15 protein-coding genes are annotated in these 16,745 nt (G+C 60.2%); 6 read left to right on the top strand and 9 right to left on the bottom strand.

The features are described from left to right. Positions 1-18 precede the first annotated feature (18 nt). From LJ360_RS00725 to LJ360_RS00705, 5 genes are all read right to left on the bottom strand, one after another. Positions 19-3,084 carry an efflux RND transporter permease subunit gene (locus tag LJ360_RS00725; protein WP_264994954.1) on the bottom strand — a complete coding sequence of 1,022 codons (3,066 nt, stop codon included), beginning with the start codon at positions 3,082-3,084 and terminating at the stop codon, positions 19-21. Continuing rightward, positions 3,081-4,196 (bottom strand): efflux RND transporter periplasmic adaptor subunit, encoded by a 1,116-nt coding sequence (locus LJ360_RS00720; protein ID WP_091851771.1) that lies wholly within the window; start codon positions 4,194-4,196, stop codon positions 3,081-3,083. Before LJ360_RS00720 ends, LJ360_RS00725 begins: the two co-directional genes overlap by 4 nt. Before the next feature lie 204 nt (positions 4,197-4,400). Next, positions 4,401-5,252 carry a universal stress protein gene (locus tag LJ360_RS00715; RefSeq protein ID WP_264996079.1) on the bottom strand — a complete coding sequence of 284 codons (852 nt, stop codon included), beginning with the start codon at positions 5,250-5,252 and terminating at the stop codon, positions 4,401-4,403. 76 nt (positions 5,253-5,328) lie between these two features. Further along, a complete protein-coding gene (locus tag LJ360_RS00710) occupies positions 5,329-6,816 on the bottom strand; it encodes a SulP family inorganic anion transporter (RefSeq protein ID WP_264994953.1) in 1,488 nt (495 codons plus the stop codon). A gap of 259 nt (positions 6,817-7,075) precedes the next feature. Then, positions 7,076-7,921, bottom strand: a complete 846-nt coding sequence (locus tag LJ360_RS00705; RefSeq protein WP_264994952.1) for a UDP-2,3-diacylglucosamine diphosphatase — start codon at positions 7,919-7,921, stop codon at positions 7,076-7,078. Between the two features lie 212 nt (positions 7,922-8,133). On the opposite strand from LJ360_RS00705, the gene LJ360_RS00700 reads away from it, so the two are divergent. From LJ360_RS00700 to LJ360_RS00690, 3 genes are read left to right on the top strand one after another with little or no spacing between them, the layout of a single operon-like run. Next, the gene (locus LJ360_RS00700; RefSeq protein WP_264994951.1) at positions 8,134-9,087 is read left to right on the top strand and encodes a sulfurtransferase; all 954 of its coding nucleotides are present in this window, start codon (positions 8,134-8,136) and stop codon (positions 9,085-9,087) included. Between the two features lie 10 nt (positions 9,088-9,097). Further along, on the top strand, positions 9,098-10,309 hold the full coding sequence (locus LJ360_RS00695) for a YeeE/YedE family protein (RefSeq protein WP_264994950.1): 1,212 nt from the start codon (positions 9,098-9,100) through the stop codon (positions 10,307-10,309). Between the two features lie 17 nt (positions 10,310-10,326). Next, positions 10,327-10,521 (top strand): hypothetical protein, encoded by a 195-nt coding sequence (locus LJ360_RS00690; RefSeq protein WP_264994949.1) that lies wholly within the window; start codon positions 10,327-10,329, stop codon positions 10,519-10,521. Between the two features lie 6 nt (positions 10,522-10,527). Here LJ360_RS00690 and LJ360_RS00685 read toward each other — a convergent pair whose 3' ends face one another. From LJ360_RS00685 to LJ360_RS00675, 3 genes are read right to left on the bottom strand one after another with little or no spacing between them, the layout of a single operon-like run. Continuing rightward, positions 10,528-11,703 carry an ADP-ribosylglycohydrolase family protein gene (locus LJ360_RS00685; protein ID WP_264994948.1) on the bottom strand — a complete coding sequence of 392 codons (1,176 nt, stop codon included), beginning with the start codon at positions 11,701-11,703 and terminating at the stop codon, positions 10,528-10,530. A gap of 48 nt (positions 11,704-11,751) precedes the next feature. After that, on the bottom strand, positions 11,752-12,615 hold the full coding sequence (locus LJ360_RS00680) for a sterol desaturase family protein (RefSeq protein WP_264994947.1): 864 nt from the start codon (positions 12,613-12,615) through the stop codon (positions 11,752-11,754). 14 nt (positions 12,616-12,629) lie between these two features. Further along, a complete protein-coding gene (locus LJ360_RS00675; protein WP_264994946.1) occupies positions 12,630-13,286 on the bottom strand; it encodes an ArsR/SmtB family transcription factor in 657 nt (218 codons plus the stop codon). A gap of 162 nt (positions 13,287-13,448) precedes the next feature. Here LJ360_RS00675 and LJ360_RS00670 point away from each other — a divergent pair, with 162 nt between their 5' ends. After that, positions 13,449-14,666 (top strand): MFS transporter, encoded by a 1,218-nt coding sequence (locus LJ360_RS00670; RefSeq protein WP_264994945.1) that lies wholly within the window; start codon positions 13,449-13,451, stop codon positions 14,664-14,666. A 100-nt stretch (positions 14,667-14,766) separates the two neighbouring features. Here the strand turns inward: LJ360_RS00670 and LJ360_RS00665 are convergent, their stop codons facing one another. Next, positions 14,767-15,558: a YiiX/YebB-like N1pC/P60 family cysteine hydrolase gene (locus LJ360_RS00665; RefSeq protein WP_091851803.1), complete on the bottom strand. Its 792-nt coding sequence runs from the start codon at positions 15,556-15,558 to the stop codon at positions 14,767-14,769. A 264-nt stretch (positions 15,559-15,822) separates the two neighbouring features. Between LJ360_RS00665 and LJ360_RS00660 the strand changes: the two genes are divergently transcribed. Further along, positions 15,823-16,446: an RNA polymerase sigma factor gene (locus LJ360_RS00660; protein ID WP_264994944.1), complete on the top strand. Its 624-nt coding sequence runs from the start codon at positions 15,823-15,825 to the stop codon at positions 16,444-16,446. Next, a complete protein-coding gene (locus LJ360_RS00655) occupies positions 16,440-16,673 on the top strand; it encodes a zf-HC2 domain-containing protein (protein ID WP_264994943.1) in 234 nt (77 codons plus the stop codon). The genes LJ360_RS00660 and LJ360_RS00655 overlap by 7 nt, the downstream gene beginning before the upstream one ends. Positions 16,674-16,745: the final 72 nt, after the last annotated feature.

Below are 16,745 nucleotides of genomic sequence, written 5' to 3'. Positions count from 1 at the left end.
ATTCCGTGCTACCAACCCTCAGGCAGTGGCGGTGCCCTTTTCTTCATCATGACCACCGGCATTGTGATCCCGTGCCAGCAGTATGTAGAAGGCCGGCAGCACAAAGATGGTGAACAGGGTGCCAATGCCAAGGCCTGCACTGATGGTGAGACCGATGGCAAACCGGCTTTCGGCGCCCGGACCCACGGCGATCAGCAACGGCACCATGGCGAAGATCAGCGCCAGGGACGTCATGATGATCGGTCGCAGGCGAATCGCCGCCGCTTCCAGTACTGCCTCCCGTTTGCTCAGGCCGCGCTCTACCTGCAACTGGTTGGCGAACTCCACGATCAGGATACCGTTTTTCGACACTACGCCAATCAACGTGATCAGCCCCACCTGGGTATAGATATTCATGGTGGCAAAGCCAAGCACAATAAAGGCCATGGCCCCCGCCACCGACATGGGCACCGATACCAGGATGATGAACGGGTCACGCCAGCTCTCGAACTGGGCTGCCAGCACCAGGTAAATCACCAGAAGCGACAGGAAAAAGGTCACCATCAGCGCGCTGCCCTGGGTGGCCAGTTGCCGGGACTGCCCGGTGTAATCATGGTTGAAGCCCTGCGGGAACACACCAGCAGCCGCTTCCTCCATCCAGGCCATGGCATCACCGTCGGTCACGCCCGGCATCACCACTCCCTGCAACGTCAGGGAGTTGAGCTGGTTGAACTGGGTGCGTTGTGATGGCTCAACATCCTTCTCGAAACTGATTACACTGCCCAGAGGCACCAGCTCACCGGTCCCGGTACGGATGTAGTAGTCATTGAGCGCCTCCTCACTGACCCGGAAATCCTGGTCCACCTGGGGAATCACCTGGTAGGACCGGCCTTCCATACTGAAGCGATTGATGTAACCGCCGCCCAGCATACTGGACATGGCCTGCCCCACATCCTGCATGGACAGCCCCAGGTCCGCCACCCGGTCACGGTCCACCTGAATACGGGTAACCGGCCGGTCGAAGTCGATGGACTTCTGCAGGAACATGAAGTTACCGCTCTGCATAGCCTTGCCAAGCAGCTCATCGGCCACTTCATTCAACTGCTCGTACCCGGCGCCGGTGGTGATCACAAACTGGAAGGGAAGACCGCCGCCCGAGCCCGGCAGGGACGGTCGCGGGAACACCGCCGTCTGGAGGCCGGTGACCTTGTTCAGCTCGGCGTTGAGGAGTGGCTGGACCTCGAACTGGGTAATGTCACGCTCGCTCCAGGGTGCCAGTTTGAAGCCACCGAAGACCGCATTGGGGCTGGTGATGCCCAGGATCATGAAGTCCTCCTCGTAACCCGGCACCGTGGTCATGCGCTGCTGGACTTCATCGCCATGCTCGCGGAGGTAGTCCAGCGTGGACGTTTGAGCACCCAGCCCCTGGTAGAACAGGATGCCCTGGTCTTCTGTGGGGGCGAGCTCGTTCTGGCTCATGGCCACCATGAAATAGATGGATCCCAACACCACCAGCGCGAAGAAGATCACCACGCTGATGGTCTGCATCATGGAATCGAGCGCCCGTTTGTAGCCGTTGGCCAGGCCATTGAAGGTACGCTCAACCCGGGTCTCGAACCAGCCCGGGTTACCGTGGGGCTTGAGAATCTTGCCGGACAGCATGGGCGACAGGGTCAGGGCCACGATGCCGGAGATTACCACGGTTCCGGCCAGGGTGAAGGCGAACTCGGTGAACAGGGAGCCCACCAGCCCACCCATGAAGCCGATGGGCGCGTAGACCGCCACCAGGGTAGTGGTCATGGCAATGATCGGTGTGGCCATTTCCCGGGCGCCGTTCAGGGCCGCATCGAAGCGGGACTCACCCTGCTCGATATGGCGATGCACGTTCTCCACCATGATGATGGCGTCATCCACTACCAGGCCGATGGCCAGCACCATGGACAACAGCGTGAGCAGGTTCAGGGAGAAGCCCATCATCAGCATCACGAACGCACCACCCACCAGGGACAGGGGTACCGCCACCGAAGGTACCACCGCCGCCCGGATAGAGCCCAGGCACAGGAAGACCACCACCAGCACAATCACCAGGGCTTCCAGCAGGGTCTTGATGACCTCGGCGATGGAGTCCTCGATAAAGCTGGAGGCATCGTAGGCCAGACGCACATCGAGGCCCGATGGCAGCTGCCGCTCGATGTCCGGCAGCTCATCCTTGACCAGTCCCGCCACCGTCAGCGGGTTGGCGCCAGGAGACAGCTCGATCGCCACATAGGTCGCCGGCTGGCCCTTGTACAGGGCGAGCTGGTCGTAGGTTTCCGAGCCCAGCTCCACCCGCGCGATATCCCGCAGCCGGATGATGGAGCCATCGGCTTCCTTGACCACCAGATCCCGGAAGCTCTCCAGGTCCGATACGTCGGTATTACTCGTCATGCTGATCTTGGTGTACTTGCCCTCGGTATTGCCCACCGCGGCCTGGTAGTTGTTACGCAGCAGTACACTGACCACTTCCTGCGGTGTCATGTCGACAGCCGCCAGGCGCTCCGGGTCCAGCCAGGCCCGCAGGGCGAACTTCCGCCCCAGCAGTTCCGCCTTGCCAACGCCGGCCAGTGCCTGCAGCCGCGGCTGCACCACCCGGGTCAGGTAGTCGGTAATCTGGGGCACATCCAGCTCGTTGCTGTAGAAGGCAATGTACATCAGCGCTGTGGAGTCGCCAGTGGTGGAGGAAATCACCGGGTCCTGGGCGTCCGCTGGCAGCACGTTACGCTGGCTGGCCACCTTGGCCTGGATTTCCGCCAGGGCCGCGTTGGCGTCGTAGTTCAGTACCATTTTGGCTTCGATGGTTGACCGGCCCTGGGAACTGGTAGAGGTCAGGTAATCAATACCGCTGGCCTCAGCCATGGCCTGTTGCAGCGGCGTTGTGATGAAGCCCTTGACCAGGTCAGAGCTGGCGCCCGGATAGGCCGTGGTTACCGTAACCGTGGTGCTCTCCAACTGCGGATACTGACGGATTTCCATTTCCATGGCGGCCCGTGCGCCAAGCAGCAGGATCAGCAGACTGACCACCGTGGCCAGTACCGGCCGGTGGACAAAGATATCAGTGAATTTCATGACTCGGAGGCCTCCGCGGCCTGCTCACTGTCAGCAGCCTCTTCCTGGATGGTCACCCGCTGCCCGGCCCGCAGGCGCAACAATCCCTTGGACACCACCTGGTCACCCTCCTCAAGACCACTGAGAATTGCGACACGGTCATTGTTGACGTCACCGGTGGTGACGGAACGACGGGTCACTGTTTTCTCACCCTGGTCGTTCTCTTCGATCAGGAACACATAGTCACCGTACGTGTTGTAGGACACTGCCGTACGGGGCAGGGTAATCACTTCACGATCTTCCGGCTGCCGGGTCATGATGGTGGCGAACATGCCCGGACGAAGCTTGCCTTCCGGGTTATCCAGGGTGGCCCGTATGCGCACAGTGCGGGTTTCCGGATTCACCGAGGTATTGATGGCACTGACCTGGCCGGAAAAGGTCTCTTCCGGCACGGCAGCGACCGTGGCTTCCACTTCATAGCCCTGTGCCACCCGGGGGAGGTTACGCTCCGACAAGGTGTAGTCCAGGTAGATGGGGTCCAGCATGTTGATTTCGACAATGGGTGTACCGGTGGCGATGTACTCACCCTGGTCTACCAGCCGCAGACCCAGCTTGCCGTCGAAAGGCGCCCGGATCACTTTCTTGTTGAGCTGGGCCTCTGCCTCGTTGACCCTCGCCCGCGCCGCATCGTAGTTGGCCTTGGCCTCATCGAACTGGGACTGGGACACGGCCCGCCGGGGCAGCAGGTTTTCAATCCGTTTAAATTCCTGCTGGGCCAGCTGCGCCTCTGCCCGGCGGGTCCGCAGCGCGGCCTCGTCAATCTGTGAATCCAGGCGGATCAGCACATCACCCTGCTTGACCATATCACCGGACTCAAACGCGATTTCCTGGATCACCCCGGGCACCTCGTTGGCCACCTGGATGCCATTGACAGCCTCAACGCTGCCAACGGACTTGATCGCCGGGGTCCAGCTCTGCAACGTCGCCACGGCAGCCGATACCTCGGCCGGCGGCTGTGGCTGGGACATCTGCTCTTTCATCTGCCCGAACTGATAGAACTTGTAGCCAAATATGCCCCCGAGCACGATGCCCAGAAACACGAGAACAATGAGGAAGCGGCGAAACGTGCGCATAGCGAGTAATCCCTGACAATAACCGGAACGGACCCCGTAGATACCGATGCCCAGGGCAAGGATACGGAGAAGGTACAACAGTAGATGGGAATTATTTCACTTTATAAGCAAGCGAAACAGTCTTGTTTTAAAGATTATTTTCTGTACAAAGCCGCGCAAGGGGAAAGCCCCTGACGCCCCGGCAAGGCGTCAGGGCCAGTACCGTCAGCGCAGGATAACCAAGGGCTTTTCGGCGGTCTTGAGCATGGTCGTCGTGGTGCTGCCCACCAGGAACTGACGGATACGGGAGTGGCCATAAGCACCCATCTCCAGGATATCGATATCGTGTTCTTCCTGGTAGGCGTGCAGGGTCGGCTCCACATCGCCGGCCCGGATGGCCACCTGGATGTCCACACCCATTCCGGACAGCATGGTTTCGGCCTTCTTCAGCTGTTCACGACGGTCCGCCGTGTCAGCACCCACCATGACCACGTGCAGGGGCATGCCCCGGAACACCGGGCTACCGGCCAGCAACTCCACACTGCGGAAGGCGGTCTTGCTGCCGTCGAACGCCAGCATGGCGCTCTTGGGTATGGTGAACTCATCCGGTACCAACAGGATCGGCCGTTGCAGGCTGCGGATCACGGTTTCCAGCTGGCTGCCGATGTGCACATCCCGGTCGGAACTGCTTTCACCATGCAACCCCATCACCAGCAGGCGGGTCTGGTTTTCAAGGGCCAGCAGGGACTCGGTCAGGTCACCATGACGCTGGCGTTTGATGACATCTTCCACGCCCGCGTCCTTCACCCGTCGTTCGGCGTCATCGAGCATGTGATGACCATGCTCCAGCGCCAGCTTGCTGCGGCGGGCGTCCAGGTCTGCCAGCTCTTCCAGCAGGTGCTCACGGCTGCCCAGGCCGATATTTCCCGCCAGGTCCGGCGCCACCGGGTAGCGTTCCTCGTCCAGCACATGCAACAGGGTGACCGGGACTTCCATATGGCCACTTGCCCAGGCCGCGTAATCGCATACCGCCGGGGCAGCACGGGAGCCGTCGATACAGGCAACTACTCGTAGCATGGTGTCCTCGCCTTCGTTGTCATTATGGTTATTGTTGTGACCGCGATTGCTGTCGATCGGTGTGTTCTCGTTCATGTCAGTGCCCCATCAGCTGGTCAACAGCGTCAGGCTTGTCGTGCACGCCAAAACGGTCAACGATGGTGGCGCTGGCCTCGTTCAGGCCGATCACCTCGACCTCGGCCCCTTCCCGGCGGAACTTGATCACCGCCTTGTCCAGGGCAGCTACCGCCGTAATGTCCCAGAAGTGGGCCCGGCTCAGGTCAATCACCACCTTATCCAGCGCCTCCTTGAAGTCAAAGGATTCGGTGAATTTTTCCGACGAGCTGAAGAAAACCTGACCGACCACCCGGTAGGTGCGGGTTGCGCTGTCTTCGTCGTAAGCCGAGGTAACGGCCATGTAGTGCCCCACCTTGTTGGCAAAGAACAGCGCGGCCAGCAATACACCCGCCAGCACACCAAAGGCGAGGTTGTGGGTAGCCACCACCACGATCACTGTCACCACCATCACAATATTGGTGGACAGCGGATGCTCCTTGAGGTTCTTGATGGAACCCCAGCTGAAGGTACCGATGGATACCATGATCATCACAGCCACCAAGGCCGCCATGGGAATCTGCACCAGCCACTGGTCCAGCACCAGCACCATGATCAGCAGGAATACCCCTGCCGTTAATGTGGAGAGCCGGGTACGACCGCCGGACTTGATATTGATGATGGACTGGCCAATCATCGCGCAACCCGCCATGCCACCGAGCAGGCCCGAGCCGATGTTGGCGATGCCCTGGCCCTTGCACTCCCGATTGCGGTCAGACGTTGTGTCGGTCAGGTCGTCCACAATGGTCGCCGTCATCATGGACTCCAGCAGACCCACCACAGCGAGGCCGACGGAATAGGGCAGGATAATCATCAGGGTGTCCAGGTTCAGGGGCACGTCCGGCCACAGGAATACCGGCAGGGTATCCGGCAGCTCACCCATATCCCCCACCGTGCGGATATCCAGGCCGAACCACATGGCCACACCGGTCAGTACCACGATGCAGACCAGTGGCGAGGGGATCAGCTTGCCCACGGCCGGCAGGTACGGGAACAGGTAGATAATGCCCAGCCCGGCGGCGGTCATCGCGTAGACGTGCCAGGTCACATTGGTCAGCTCCGGCAACTGGGCCATAAAGATAAGAATCGCCAGGGCGTTCACGAAGCCGGTCACCACCGAGCGAGACACAAAGCGCATCAGTCCGCCCAGCTTCAGGTACCCGGCGACGATCTGCAGCACCCCGGTGAGCAGCGTGGCAGCCAGCAGGTATTCCAGGCCATGTTCCTTGACCAGGGTGACCATCAACAACGCCATGGCACCGGTGGCAGCGGAAATCATGCCCGGGCGACCGCCCACAAAGGCAATCACCACGGCAATACAGAAAGAGGCATACAGACCCACCTTGGGGTCCACGCCGGCGATAATGGAGAAAGCGATGGCTTCCGGGACCAGGGCCAGGGCCACGACGATGCCGGCGAGCAGGTCACCACGAATATTGGAGAGCCAGTTGGCTTTGAGGGTTTTCACCATAACAACGAAATTCCATGGATTGCAGATTCATCAGGCACAGGCATGTGCTCTTGCGACAAACAACACTCCATGTCTGCCGGAGGCGACCGGCGACGCGGCAATGCAGCGTGTCGAAACAAGTCGGAAGGGGGGCTGAGCGCTAGGGCGGAGTGATCGTCACAGTGGGCAGCGTAGTGTCTGGTTGATGAATATCAGCAGGGCTGATGAATAAGGGTCGCGGAGCATACCAGAAGCCCGGTCACAAAGTAACCGGGCCGGGCTATATACGATTCACCTGGTCCAGGAAGGCCGCCGGCAGGATATCGATTACCGGGCGCCTGTCTCCGCAAACCTCTGGCGCGGGCGCCTCTGGCTCGGTGGCTATGATCGCCGGCTGCTCGGACCAGTGCAGCAATTGCAGCTGGCCGTCAGCCTGTTCCACAAGCGCCGTGCAGTGTTCTACCCAGTCACCGTCGTTGCAGTACAGGCCCTCCGGGCTGCGCAGAAAACCGGCGGAGTGAATATGGCCACAGATAAAGCCGTCATAATGCCCTTTCTCCGCCGCAGTCAGTGCCGCCAGCTCGAACCGCCGGATAAAGGTACGTGCCGACCCGATGCGCCCCTTGATCCAGGCCGCCAGGGACCAGTATGGCTTACCCTGCAGTCTACGCCAGGCATTGAACCAACGGTTCAGACGCAACATCAGGCCGTGGGCCCGATCCCCCACCAGCAGCATCAGCGGACTGCAACGCACCACCTGGTCGAACTGGTCGCCATGACACACCATGAACCGCCGGCCGTCTGCCGTGGTGTGCACCACCTTCTGGTGCAATTCGACGCCGGCCACCGTCTGACCGCAAAAACGTCGCAGGAATTCATCATGGTTGCCCGGCACATAGATCACCCGGGTATCGCCGGCAGCGATCGAAAGAAGCTTCTGGATCACCGCCCCGTGGGCCGGTGACAGATGCACCCGCCGCTGCATGGCAATCAGGTCGACGATATCCCCGACCAGGTACAGGGTGTCGCAATGAACCTGCTCCAGAAAGTCCAGCAGGTACTCTGCCTGACAATCCGCCGTTCCCAGGTGAACATCAGAAATAAAAACACTGCGGTAGTGTGGCATGGCCCGCCCTGTTGCTTGCCCTGTTGTGACTCAAGGCTGCCGGGACTCAGTGAAATCCCGGTGACAGTTAGCGGTCAGTTTGGTGACGCCTTCCAGGAATTGGGAAGTTTTGGAAATTTATATATGCAAAAACGGAATAGGTCAGAGCCTGTTAATTCCGTTACCTGAAATTCATAATAGGCCGCCAAGAATTCCCTGTCAGGAGAAGCCCCATGTCCCGCCTCATGTCTGTACTTTTTATTGTCTTCAGTTCGCTGGCAGTGGCCGACGACAACACACCAGCACTGGTGGACGCTGACTGGCTGGCTGCCAACCTGGAGCGCGATGACTTGGTGGTACTGGATGTGCGTTCGGGTATCGATAACGGTGGCGACCGCAGTACCTTCGAACAGGGCCACATCCCGGGTGCCGTCTACAGCAGCTATACCGGCGATGGCTGGCGCGAGAACCGTGACGGCGTTACCGGCGTTCTGCCACCGGTCCGTTCCCTGGAGCGCCTGATCAGCAGCCTGAGTATCGCTAACGACAGCACTGTCGTTGTGGCGCCAGCCGGCACCGGACCAACAGATTTCGGTAGCGCGGCCCGGGTTTACTGGACTTTCAAGGTACTGGGCCACGATGACGTCACCATTCTCAACGGTGGCTTCGCTGGCTGGAAAGCCGCCGGCCAGGAAATCGCCGAAGGCCCGGGGGAGCGCCGCGAGGTAACGCAGTTCACCGCCAAACTGCAGAATGAGCTGCTCGCCACCCTGCAAGAAGTACAGGCCGCCCGTGACAGCCAGGCCCAACTGGTAGACGCACGGCCCGAAGACTACTTCCGGGGTGAAAACCAGTCTCCTGCCGCCAGGGCCCCCGGCACCATTCCCGGCGCCCTCAACCTGCCCCACCAGTCTTTCATCGACGAACAGGACCAGGTGTTCTACCTGAACGACGCCGTGGTATCCGAGCAGGTCAACGTAGCCGAACTGGATCCGCAGGCCCGTACCATTGCCTTCTGCAACACCGGCCACTGGGCCGCCACCGACTGGTTTGTGCTAAGCGAGCTGGCCGGCTTCGAGGAAGTGGCCATGTACGATGGCTCCATGGCCGAGTGGTCCCAGGACAGCGACCGGCCCATGCAGGTTGCCAAGAAAGGCCTGGGCAAGCTTCTTGATCTGTTCAACTGAGTAAACACCCATGTCGAACACTGCTGTTCTCCAGCCTGGCACTCAGCCAGGCTGGAAGATTGACCGTTTTATTGTCACCACGGCCCTCGCCGGCTTTGCCCTTCTTGGCCTGCTGATCTGGCTGGAAACCGCACCGTTCATGGTGGCCCTGTTTGCCATTGGTACGGTGCTGGGTATGGCCCTGTTCCATGGGGCCTTCGGCTTTACTGCCGGCTGGCGCAACCTGGTGGTCAAAAAGCGCGGGGCCGGCATGCGTGCCCAGCTGCTGTTGTTCGCGCTGTCTTCCCTGGTCATGGTGCCAATGCTCAACAGCGGCCAGCCCGGGCTGACCGGCAACATCGCACCAGTTGGCACGTCGCTGGTGGTTGGTTCCTTCCTGTTTGGTATTGGCATGCAGCTGGGCGGTGGCTGTGGCTCCGGCACCCTGTTTACGGTGGGCGCCGGCAATATCCGCATGGTCGTGACGCTGATCTTCTTTATCGCCGGCGCGGTACTGGGTTCCATTAACCTGCCCTGGTGGCTGGACCAACCCGGCTTTGATCCGGTGCCCCTCGTTAATACCTTCGGGGTCAGCGGCGCCATCCTGGTGCAGTTTATCGGGCTGGGACTGATTGCCTGGTGGGTCAACCGCATCGAACGCAAGGCCCACGGCTCAGTGGAGCGGGATGAATTGCTGTGGAAAGGGCAGTCTCACGGTCCCCTGAGAACCCTGGTCAGCGGCCGCTGGCCGTTCACCTGGGCCATCCTGATCCTGGCAGCCGGTAACGCCCTGACCCTGGCTATTGGCGGCGCCCCGTGGAGTGTCACCTTCGCCTTCAACGTCTGGGGCGCCAAGGCCCTGGAAGTGGTTGGTGTGAACATGTCCCAGTTTGAGTTCTGGACCTGGGATTACCCGGCCATGGCCCTGAAAGATTCGGTACTCACCAACATCCCCTCAGTGATGAACATCGGCCTGCTGCTCGGTGCCATGCTGGCGGCCGGCCTGGCCAACCGCTTCAACGAGGCCAGCCGCAACCGGCCGGAAGGTCGCCAGTTCCTGGCGGCGGTAGTGGGCGGCCTGTTGCTGGGCTACGGCGCCCGGCTGGGCTTCGGCTGCAATATCGGCGCCCTGTTCTCCGGCATTGCCTCTGCCAGCCTGCACGCCTGGATCTGGTTCGCCTGCGCCTTTGCCGGCTCGCTGATTGGCATCCGCTTGCGGCCCTGGTTCCGGCTGCCAAACTGATACGGGGGAACTGAATCATGGAACGCGCCTACAACCGTACCCGTATCCTGATCGCGCTGGGCATCATCCTGGCGCTGATCCTGGCAGATCATCTGCGCAGCCCGACCTTTGCCTTCAATTCCGGGCAGGGCAATGTGCAGACCGCCCTTAGCCAGCGGGACGACTCCGCCTGCGCACCCTGTGGTGCGCCCTGTCCGTCAACCCGGGAGTAATCGCTTTCAGGACAGGGACGTCAGCGCTTCAATATCAGCAAGGATAGCAGGGGCATCGGTAACACGGGCCAGCCAGCTCAGCGGAATTCCCCGCTCCCCGCCAACGCCGTATATCGCTGCCATCGCTGGACCAATGATCCAGGCTCGACCACAGGAGTCACCGCCACAGTGAATGTTGGCGCGCACGGCCTCGGAAAAGCTGCCGGCGTGCGCCAGGATATGGAAGATCACCGGCATTGCCTCATTCAGGTAGCAGGTGCGGCCAAAGGTGCCACCTGCACCTGTGGGGTCCAGCCGGTCACCGGTGCGTGCCGTCGCGAGGTCATCCTGGTGTGGGGCTTCAAAGGCCGCTGCATCCAGTGCTGCTGACATCGGCTTACCCTGGAAAAGGCCCTCAAGGAGTCTTGCTGCGCATCTTGCCCAGGCAACGGCCTCATCGTTATGGTTGGTCACCCGCACAGCCGCTTCTGTCTTCTCCAGAAGGTCATCAAGACCGCAATAACAGGCCACCAGCGGTGGCAGCTTGGAGACAGCCGGCAACTGCATGTCATCGGCACCACTTTCCGGCAACAGGTAACGATCAATGGCCTGGGCCAGGTGGACGCCTGCTTCCTGGACCTCGGGCTCGTGATAGGTCAGGTCAATGGCCTTTCGGACTGGCCCTGCCAACTGTTCGCCACTGAGGCGACTCGTGTAGGGCAGCACTTTCTGGACCAGTATACGTTTTTGCTGATCCGTGAGACTGGCAGTCGTGGTGGCCCGGGCCTGTTCAATGGCCTTGCGCTCAATGGTATCCAGGTTACTCAGCGTCACACGGGTAGGGTTGTCGATATAACCCTGCCACTGGCCGCCCGGGCCGAAGAAAGCCCGGAACCGACGCTGATAGTCACGAATATCCAGGCGCCCTTCACAGGCCAGCAGGCTGTCGGTAAGCACGCCAGTCGCGGCACCATAGTGGCTGATATCGCCGGCCTTTTTCCCTTCATGGGCGAAATAACCAAAGCTGCCACGGAAGTAGTCAAGCTTCGGAGGCAGGAACTCCGGGCGTTCGCCACCAACCTCCCAAATGCGATCGCTGTCATACAGCCAGTGCAGGCCCAGACTCGCTGCATCGGCAACCCAGCCCCCGGCAAGGGCATTGATAAAGGCCGTTGATCTGCCGGCCGGCATACGCTGTTTCATGGCCCTCTCCCGCGAAAAACCGGATCCTGCTGGATAGCAATACTGGTTTCATTCGACCTTCCCGGAACTAACCATTCCGTTCGACATCACCTTGCTACCACTAGACAGTACACTGTTTCTCAGCGGCTGGATCAACATCTGATCCAGCCTCAGATCCCGCCTGGTGCGAAAGTCCTCAATACCGATGGTCATGCCAAGATGGCCTTTTTCCGGCTGGTCCCGGTAGGTGCCGAACAGCCGGTCCCACCAGGGCAGGTTGAAGCCGAAGTTACTGTCGGTTTCCCGGCGGATGATTGAATGGTGGACCCGGTGCATGTCCGGTGTGACGATGATCAGCCGCAACCACTTGTCGAGCCACAGGGGTAACCGGACATTACCGTGGTTGAACATGGCCGTGGCGTTGAGCAGAACCTCGAAGATCAGGACGGCCAGCACAGGGGCACCCAGCAGAACGACGATGGCCACCTTGATCATCATCGACAGCACAATCTCAACCGGGTGAAAACGCAGGGCTGTGGTGACATCAAATTCCAGGTCCGCGTGATGCATCCGGTGCAGGCGCCATAGCCAGGGCACCGCATGAAATACACGGTGCTGGAAGTAGATGGCGGCGTCGAGCATCAGTACCGCGAGCACCACAGAAACCCAGGCAGGCAAGGCCACCAGGTTCAGCAAACCCCAGCCATTTTCTGACGCCATCAGCGCAGCGCCAACGGCGGCCACCGGGAACAGCACCCTAACCGCCAGCGTATCCAGCACCACGATCATCAGGTTGGCCGGCCACCGTGTCCGGCGGCCAACCGCCTGGGGGCGGCGAGCCGCAAAAACCTCCCACAGGGCCATGGTGACCAGCACCGACAGGAAAAAGCCAAACCGGATCACCGGTTCATGGGCAAGCAGGGTTTCGGTCATGGCAGTGCCTCGCCTTATTGGACCGGCAAGCCGGCGGCTTTCCACTCGGGAAAGCCTTCGTCAAAACGCCGCACCTGATAGCCCAGCGCCCGCAATTTCTTGACCGCCTCGTGGGACAGCACGCAGTAGGGACCCCGACAGTAGGCGACGATTTCCCGGTCCTTGGGCAATTCGTCGAGCATGGCTTCCAGTTGTTCCAGTGGAATATTGATGGCGTCGGGCAGGTGCCCTGACTCGAACTCGTCTTCCGGTCGCACATCCAGCAGTGCAACAGAGCCGTGCCGGAGCCCTGACAAGAGTTCTCCCCGCGAGATGGCCTCCAGGGCGCCATCGGGGTTGTCGTCGGCAAACAGCCGGCTGACCAGACGCTCCATTTCCGCCAGATTGGTTTCCGCCACGTCCCGCATCAGGCTCAGCAGGGTGACGGTTCGCTGGTCTGTCAGGCGGTAGATCATTTGCTTACCGGCCCGCCTTGCGGTCACCAGGCCCGCCCTGCGCAGATGCTGCAGGTGCGCGGAAGCATTGCCTACCGTCAGCCCGGCAGTTTCAGCCAGGGTTTCGACTGCCGCCTCCCCTTGCGCCAGTCGCTCCAGCAAGGCAAGCCGGTGGCCATTGCCCAGCGCTTTGCCAACCTGGGCGAGGGTGTCGAGCAGATCCTCTCTGATGGTCATCGTTCTTTTCTCTCCAGAGTTTCCAGGGGTACCCAAACCTGGGCCGGACTTGGCAGACCGGCATATTATTTTATTCTAACGTTTATTAGAATGTTGGCAATAGCAAGGCTTGCGGTATGGTACATTTACGCGCGCCCGGCTCACTCGTGGAGAAACTTTCAGATGGCCCCTTATCACCTCGAAAAACGCAACGTCGCCATCCTGGTGGTCAGTCAGACCTTTTTCATGGTGGCTGCCATAACGGTCATGACCCTCAGCGGCGTCGTGGGGCAGCAGCTTAGCCCCGACCCCGGGCTGGCAACGCTGCCCATTGCCATCATGATGCTGGGCACGGTGGTGTCTACGTTGCCGGCCTCCCTGTACATGAAGCGGGTCGGTCGTCGTCGCGGGTTCATGACCGGTGCCAGCATTGGCGGCGCTGCCGGTGGCCTACTGAGCTTTACGGCCATTGCGATGGAATCCTTCTGGCTGTTCTGCCTCGCCAGCGTTCTGCTGGGCCTTTACCAGGGATTTGCCATGTATTACCGCTTCGCGGCGGTGGACGTTGCCAGCCCGGCCTTCCGTAGCCGGGCCATTTCCTTTGTGCTGGCCGGCGGTGTGGCCGCCGCCTTTCTGGGCCCCTGGAACGCCAGCATGGCGACCGGGCTCATCGAAGCCGTGCCCTCCGGTGGCCCCTATCTGATCATCGCCATCCTGGCCCTTCTCGCCATGGGTTTGCTGAGTCAGCTGAAGGTTCCTCCCGCGGGCGAACCCCAACCCGGAGAAACCACTCGTCCCATGTCGGCCATCGCAATGCAACCACGGTTTCAGGTGGCGGTGATCGCGGGTGCCGTGGGCTACGCCATCATGATCCTGGTGATGACAGCCACACCGCTGGCCATGCGCAGTCGCGGCTTTGAGATGGCACAGGTGGCCATGATCATGCAGTGGCACGTACTGGGCATGTATGTACCCTCGTTCTTTACAGGTGGCCTGATTGCCCGGTTCGGGGTAGGTCGTATCCTGCTCACCGGCTGCCTGCTTCTGGTAAGCACCGTGTTGATCGCTACGCTGGGCGCAAGCCTGGCCCACTTCTGGTTCGCACTGGTGTTGCTCGGTGTTGGCTGGAACTTTCTGTTCATCGGTGGCAGTACACTGCTTTCGACCGTCCACGCGGAGGCCGAGCGAGGCAAGGTACAGGGGGTCAATGACCTGGCCATCTTCGTACTGGTGGCCATTGGCTCACTAATGTCCGGGTCACTGTTGCACCACCTGGGCTGGGAGACACTCAACCTGATGATGCTGGCCCCCATAGCCCTGGTAGTTCTGGCAACTGTCTGGCTACGGATGAATATGCGAATGGCGCCGGTATCCGCGGCTGCGGGAGCAGGTGAGTCATAGCCGGGCGGGACCTTGTTCCTGGCGATCAACATAAAACTGCTGCTGCCGCAGCCCACATCCAGAATCCTGTCCCCAGGCCGAAAGCCCAGGTTCTTCTGCTTCAGAGCCAGTTCGGTCTCACCGAGCCAGCGCCCTTATCGGAGGATGGCATCCATGCCAGGGCCCGGTAATCGAACCCCTGTGCAATAGTGGGCTTGATGACCTCGAAATAGGGCGAGGCATCGAAGTCCCTTGGCGCGAACAGCGAATGGTGACGAATCCGGTACAGCTCCCGCTCACACTCCCGGCACAGGGGATCATCAGAGGGCAAGGGGATCACTTCTGGCAGAATGGGGTACGGGATACGCTGAAATCCCTCGGCGATAAAGGATGAACAGATCGCCCGGGTGGGGTCACCACTGCCCAGCGCCAGCATTCTTCGCCGGTACCGGACGGGCACCGGCGGTGTTGGCAACAGGTATCGGGCAAGGTCCACAATATTCTTCAGGTCATACTGATGACCAAGTCTTTCACGGGAATACCTCGTCAACGCGTCGAGATCGTCGGGCCCCAGATCAACCGGACGACAGATTCGGGTATGGCTGTGCCGGTAAAAAGACAGTGGCAGGGCCCGGATACCGTCCTCAAGGTCCGCTTCCACCAGGGTATTGGCCTCACCGTTATCGTTGTGGCCCAGTCCTGCCGAATCTCCCAGGTACAGGGCGGCATGCGACCAGGTGGACTGGGTCAGGTACTTGATAGCCACGCTGACCCGCGTGTTACCTTCCACCAGCAACACGTCTCCAGGCCTGATGGTGGCCACCAGCGCTTCCCAGGTTGAGGTTCTGACGGAAAAGTCTGCCACAGGCTTGGACAGGTAGTGGGCGAGGGCCCTGGAAATCCAGTTGAACATTGTTCCGGCTCTTCTTGTTGTTGGTAGCGACGATTCCGAGATGCGCGTCACTTTTGGGCACGCCAGCCAGGCGTTCGTTACATCAGATGATCGCGCGTTTTTCTGAACAAGTTCAACAAATTATCCCGACTTTTCGCATTTCCGGAACCAGGGTCATGAAGTGCCAGAAGTTGAGCAATTGCTCAGCTAATCGGGAACCAGGAGCTTAAAAGGCCGTCCCAGAGACTGGAGTGACTTGACGGGAACAGGTGACGGAGACGCGTTATGGCATTGCCAACGGAAAGAATCACTGACGACAGCAACCTCGTCTCCGCCCTCCAGGCGGGTGATCAGCAGGCCTTTCACCAGGCTGTCAGGGAGTTTTCTCCCGGTATGCTGGCTGTTGCCCGTTACTACCTGGACCCATCCAGTGCCGAGGATGTGGTACAGGAAACCTGGGTCAATGTGGTAGAAGCCGTCAAGAAGTTCGAAGGCCGCTCTGGTCTGAAAACCTGGCTTCACCGGATCGTTGCCAACCGTTGCAAGAACCGCCTTCGTACTGCCAATCGCGAGGTATCCAGCGAATTTGGAGAAGCGCTGGAACCGGGAATTGCCAGCCGCTTTGAATCGGGAGGTCGGTGGGCCACCCCTCCCAGGCTGCGGCTTGAGGAGCATGCTGAGTTGCTTATGGAAAACGGTGCGCTGAATGACTGCCTCGACAAACACCTGTCCGCCCTGCCTGAACAACAACGCTCTGCCGTTATGCTTTACGAAGCCCATCAGCACAAGGCAGAGGTTGTCTGTAATATTCTGGACATCAGTGCGTCTAACCTCAGGGTACTGGTGCACCGTGCCCGCCAGAAAATTTACCTGATGGTGGAAGACTTCCAGGAGACCGGCGAATGCTGATGTGTCGAGATCTTGCCAGGATTGGCAGTGACTACATTGACGGGCAACTAAGTACGGCGGACAACTTCTCTGTGAAAATGCATTTGCTGATGTGCAGGCACTGTCGATCCTTCATCGGCAACCTGCGTGAGAGCGCTCAGCTGATGAAAGGCCACTCGGACTACCACCTCGACGAGGAGTATCTGCGGCGACTGGAAAGCTCAATCGATGAGGCATTGAAAGGCTGAGCTTGAGGTTGTCTCCCCGGACTCTTTGCATACATTCGTACACAGGTCCGGAGAGAGCAGGGCTTTTCCGCA

The organism is Marinobacter sp. AN1 (genome assembly GCF_026013985.1).
Lineage (GTDB): Bacteria > Pseudomonadota > Gammaproteobacteria > Pseudomonadales > Oleiphilaceae > Marinobacter > Marinobacter segnicrescens.
Note: the sequence above shows the minus strand (reverse complement) of the source record. Positions and strands in the feature narration are given on the sequence as shown.

What these genes read in the sequence shown, in the direction of transcription:
- LJ360_RS00725 (WP_264994954.1), bottom strand. Translation starts at nt 3,084, where the DNA reads ATGAAATTCACTGATATCTTTGTCCACCGGCCGGTACTGGCCACGGTG.
- LJ360_RS00720 (WP_091851771.1), bottom strand. Translation starts at nt 4,196, where the DNA reads ATGCGCACGTTTCGCCGCTTCCTCATTGTTCTCGTGTTTCTGGGCATC.
- LJ360_RS00715 (WP_264996079.1), bottom strand. Translation starts at nt 5,252, where the DNA reads ATGCTACGAGTAGTTGCCTGTATCGACGGCTCCCGTGCTGCCCCGGCG.
- LJ360_RS00710 (WP_264994953.1), bottom strand. Translation starts at nt 6,816, where the DNA reads ATGGTGAAAACCCTCAAAGCCAACTGGCTCTCCAATATTCGTGGTGAC.
- LJ360_RS00705 (WP_264994952.1), bottom strand. Translation starts at nt 7,921, where the DNA reads ATGCCACACTACCGCAGTGTTTTTATTTCTGATGTTCACCTGGGAACG.
- LJ360_RS00700 (WP_264994951.1), top strand. Translation starts at nt 8,134, where the DNA reads ATGTCCCGCCTCATGTCTGTACTTTTTATTGTCTTCAGTTCGCTGGCA.
- LJ360_RS00695 (WP_264994950.1), top strand. Translation starts at nt 9,098, where the DNA reads ATGTCGAACACTGCTGTTCTCCAGCCTGGCACTCAGCCAGGCTGGAAG.
- LJ360_RS00690 (WP_264994949.1), top strand. Translation starts at nt 10,327, where the DNA reads ATGGAACGCGCCTACAACCGTACCCGTATCCTGATCGCGCTGGGCATC.
- LJ360_RS00685 (WP_264994948.1), bottom strand. Translation starts at nt 11,703, where the DNA reads ATGAAACAGCGTATGCCGGCCGGCAGATCAACGGCCTTTATCAATGCC.
- LJ360_RS00680 (WP_264994947.1), bottom strand. Translation starts at nt 12,615, where the DNA reads ATGACCGAAACCCTGCTTGCCCATGAACCGGTGATCCGGTTTGGCTTT.
- LJ360_RS00675 (WP_264994946.1), bottom strand. Translation starts at nt 13,286, where the DNA reads ATGACCATCAGAGAGGATCTGCTCGACACCCTCGCCCAGGTTGGCAAA.
- LJ360_RS00670 (WP_264994945.1), top strand. Translation starts at nt 13,449, where the DNA reads ATGGCCCCTTATCACCTCGAAAAACGCAACGTCGCCATCCTGGTGGTC.
- LJ360_RS00665 (WP_091851803.1), bottom strand. Translation starts at nt 15,558, where the DNA reads ATGTTCAACTGGATTTCCAGGGCCCTCGCCCACTACCTGTCCAAGCCT.
- LJ360_RS00660 (WP_264994944.1), top strand. Translation starts at nt 15,823, where the DNA reads ATGGCATTGCCAACGGAAAGAATCACTGACGACAGCAACCTCGTCTCC.
- LJ360_RS00655 (WP_264994943.1), top strand. Translation starts at nt 16,440, where the DNA reads ATGCTGATGTGTCGAGATCTTGCCAGGATTGGCAGTGACTACATTGAC.